This is a genomic window from Aeromonas aquatilis, from assembly GCF_054052405.1.
In genome coordinates this window covers 1-2,456 of sequence record NZ_JBSTYP010000128.1, presented here as the reverse complement: position 1 = coordinate 2,456, position 2,456 = coordinate 1, and the positions used below count along the sequence as shown (strand labels likewise).

Genomic DNA, 2,456 nt, shown 5'->3' with positions numbered 1-2,456 from the left:
TGTCAGCCCGGCGGAGTTTAACAAGAGGTATTGGAGAACTGCTCAGGCTGCTTGATCCGGGACTGTCCGATCTTGTCAGGACACCTCAATCAAAGGTGTCGAGATCAATAAGCAACAGATGTATCGGGTTATCAACGCTTGGCTATCTGGTGGATATATCCGACTCATATCACCCAAAGCTCAGAGGCGGCAGCGAATTTATCAAGTCGTGGATCCTACGATATCGCCCCCACTGGGTAGTGGTGTGCGTCCTTTGGATGCCGAAGGTCTGACGGTTAAACGCCGGTATAACAAGTGTCGTAGCAAGCGCAAAACCGTGCAACAGAAGCTCTGGAACACCATGAAGATAAGTCGCCGATTTACTCTGACTGACCTGATGATTACCGCGAATACCAACCGCAATACTGCTTGGCATTACACCAATCAATTAGTTCTGGCGGGATATGTGAGATTGGCTGTCAGGGTTAATCCAAGGCTGTCTGTTCAGGACAAATATGGGCTTACAAACATCTATCAATTGATCCGTGATACGGGGCGCTTTTCTCCGATGAAAAGAGAAAACGGTTGTTGGGATCAGAACCAGCAGCGGCTTTATCCATTCCAGTTTGAGGAGGGTGAGCATGGGCACGTGGCTTGAAGTATTGCAGGCCGAAGTAGCGGCCAGCTCGCTGGCCCAGGTGGCAGAGAAGCTTGGGCTTTCTCGCACCACCATCAGCCAGGTCTGCAACGAAAAGTATCCCGGCGATATGGCAAGGGTACAGACCTTAGTGGAGGGGGCCCTGATGGGCAACAAGGTGAGGTGTCCCATTCTGGGGGATATCCCGGCTCACCAGTGCCTTGCCCATCAACGCCGTGGCCCCAGTGACGTGGGTAGCAGCCCGATGGATATCAAGCTCTGGAAGGCTTGCCGCTCAGGTTGTCCCCATAGCCAGCTGACGGAGGAGCAACAACTGCGCCGCCCGATGCGGTTATCGGTAGAGCAGGGCAAAGGGTCGCAGAAAACGGCTCGCTATGACGCCGAGGCCACCCTCTCCAGGTTACGCCGTCAGGCCAAGAGCGATGGCGAGAATGCCAGTTCGTCGCTGCGCATCCTGAGTGAGTTGCTGGCGGAAGAACTGAAAATCATGGGTATCAAATACAACCGACTGCTCGACAAACAAGAAGGCAAATAACGGTTGGCAGGGGTTGGGCTCGGAATAAGCAGTGGGCCCAGTGATGAATCACAAGGAGAACGGGATGAAAAAGAATCTGCGCAGCAATTTGCACAAGACTGCCGAACAGCTCAGCCACTGGTTGACGGCCAGAGGATATGAAGTCCGCACCAGCCAGGTGTGCCACACCCCGCTGCTGGCCGTCACTGGCCCTTTGCCACAAGCAATGAAGGCCCGCGCCGTATTAAGCCGCGAATGCCTGGCTGGTGTGGTTCGGGAGGTCGCCCTGGTGCGCTTTGGCGGCTGCCTGCTGCACTGGCGCCAATAAGGAGAATGGAGATGGCCAAGATAGAGCTCGATATCGAAGACGAAGCACTGGCCAAGGTCGTGCTGCGCCAATTACCCAAGTTCCTCGAATTTTGCCGTGCGACTCACCTGGAAGAGCAGGTACTCGGCCCAGTGAAACAGCAGGCTGCCGCCGTGTGCTATCAGATGCCCGGCAGCAACAAGATCCATTAAGGAGAAGCCCATGCAAGAAGCACAAACCAGCAGTACAACCCCGATGCGCCAGAACGCCCAAGGGCACTGGGTACCGGAAAACCTGATCGCCCCGGCTGACAAGCTGCGCGATGAAGTGGTGATGGGCGTCATTGCTGCTGCCCGCGAGCAGCGTTCGCAGCTGGCCGCCTTCAAGATTAGCGCCATGCAGCAGATCGCCGACTTTGTGGATCTCTCCGCCGAGCAGTACGGCGTGGCATGGGGCGGTACCAAGGGCAACGTGACTCTGCTCAGTTTTGATGGTCGTTACAAGCTCATTCGGGCCGTGGGGGAGCACCGCAAATTTGATGAACGGATCCAGGCCGCCAAGGTACTGATTGACCAGTGCATCGCGCGCTGGAGCGATGGGGCTGATGCCAAGCTGCGGGCCTTGGTTGACCACGCGTTTCGGGTCTCCAAGGCGGGTCATATCGACGTGAACCAGGTGCTCTCTCTGCGCCAGTTGAATATTGAAGACGCCGAGTGGGAGCAGGCCATGCAGGCGATCGCCGATGCCATTCAGGTGACCGGAACCAGCCAATATCTGCGCCTCTATGAGCGTGACGCCCAGGGGCGTTACATCCAGATGAGCCTGGATCTGGCCAAGTTGTGAAGGAGGGAGACGCGATGGAAATCAACGTGGATATGGCCGAGGAGCAACTGCAGCTCTGTGAGCAGATTGAGGTGTCCTGACAAGATCGGACAGTCCCGGATCAAGCAGCCTGAGCAGTTCTCCAATACCTCTTGTTAAACTCCGCCGGGCTGACA

General features: G+C 56.2%; 5 protein-coding genes. All 5 read left to right on the top strand.

Annotation, left to right across the window (positions count from 1 at the left end; genetic code table 11):
• Window positions 1-253: 253 nt before the first annotated feature.
• Window positions 254-637 carry a hypothetical protein gene (locus ACW5W8_RS23540; protein WP_279498327.1) on the top strand — a complete coding sequence of 128 codons (384 nt, stop codon included), beginning with the start codon at window positions 254-256 and terminating at the stop codon, window positions 635-637.
• Window positions 621-1,172 carry a transcriptional regulator gene (locus tag ACW5W8_RS23535; RefSeq protein WP_016350109.1) on the top strand — a complete coding sequence of 184 codons (552 nt, stop codon included), beginning with the start codon at window positions 621-623 and terminating at the stop codon, window positions 1,170-1,172. The genes ACW5W8_RS23540 and ACW5W8_RS23535 overlap by 17 nt, the downstream gene beginning before the upstream one ends.
• 64 nt (window positions 1,173-1,236) lie before the next feature.
• Window positions 1,237-1,479, top strand: coding sequence for a Kil protein family (locus ACW5W8_RS23530; protein WP_076495033.1), 243 nt, complete (start codon window positions 1,237-1,239; stop codon window positions 1,477-1,479).
• An 11-nt stretch (window positions 1,480-1,490) separates the two neighbouring features.
• Complete coding sequence (locus ACW5W8_RS23525) at window positions 1,491-1,670, top strand: hypothetical protein (protein WP_111900137.1); 180 nt, start codon at window positions 1,491-1,493, stop codon at window positions 1,668-1,670.
• Between the two features lie 10 nt (window positions 1,671-1,680).
• A complete protein-coding gene (locus tag ACW5W8_RS23520) occupies window positions 1,681-2,301 on the top strand; it encodes a DUF3164 family protein (protein ID WP_429179539.1) in 621 nt (206 codons plus the stop codon).
• Window positions 2,302-2,456: the final 155 nt, after the last annotated feature.

Excerpts from the sequence above, each read along its gene's own strand:
- ACW5W8_RS23525 (WP_111900137.1), top strand. The coding sequence starts at position 1,491 with ATGGCCAAGATAGAGCTCGATATCGAAGACGAAGCACTGGCCAAGGTC.
- ACW5W8_RS23530 (WP_076495033.1), top strand. The coding sequence starts at position 1,237 with ATGAAAAAGAATCTGCGCAGCAATTTGCACAAGACTGCCGAACAGCTC.
- ACW5W8_RS23520 (WP_429179539.1), top strand. The coding sequence starts at position 1,681 with ATGCAAGAAGCACAAACCAGCAGTACAACCCCGATGCGCCAGAACGCC.
- ACW5W8_RS23535 (WP_016350109.1), top strand. The coding sequence starts at position 621 with ATGGGCACGTGGCTTGAAGTATTGCAGGCCGAAGTAGCGGCCAGCTCG.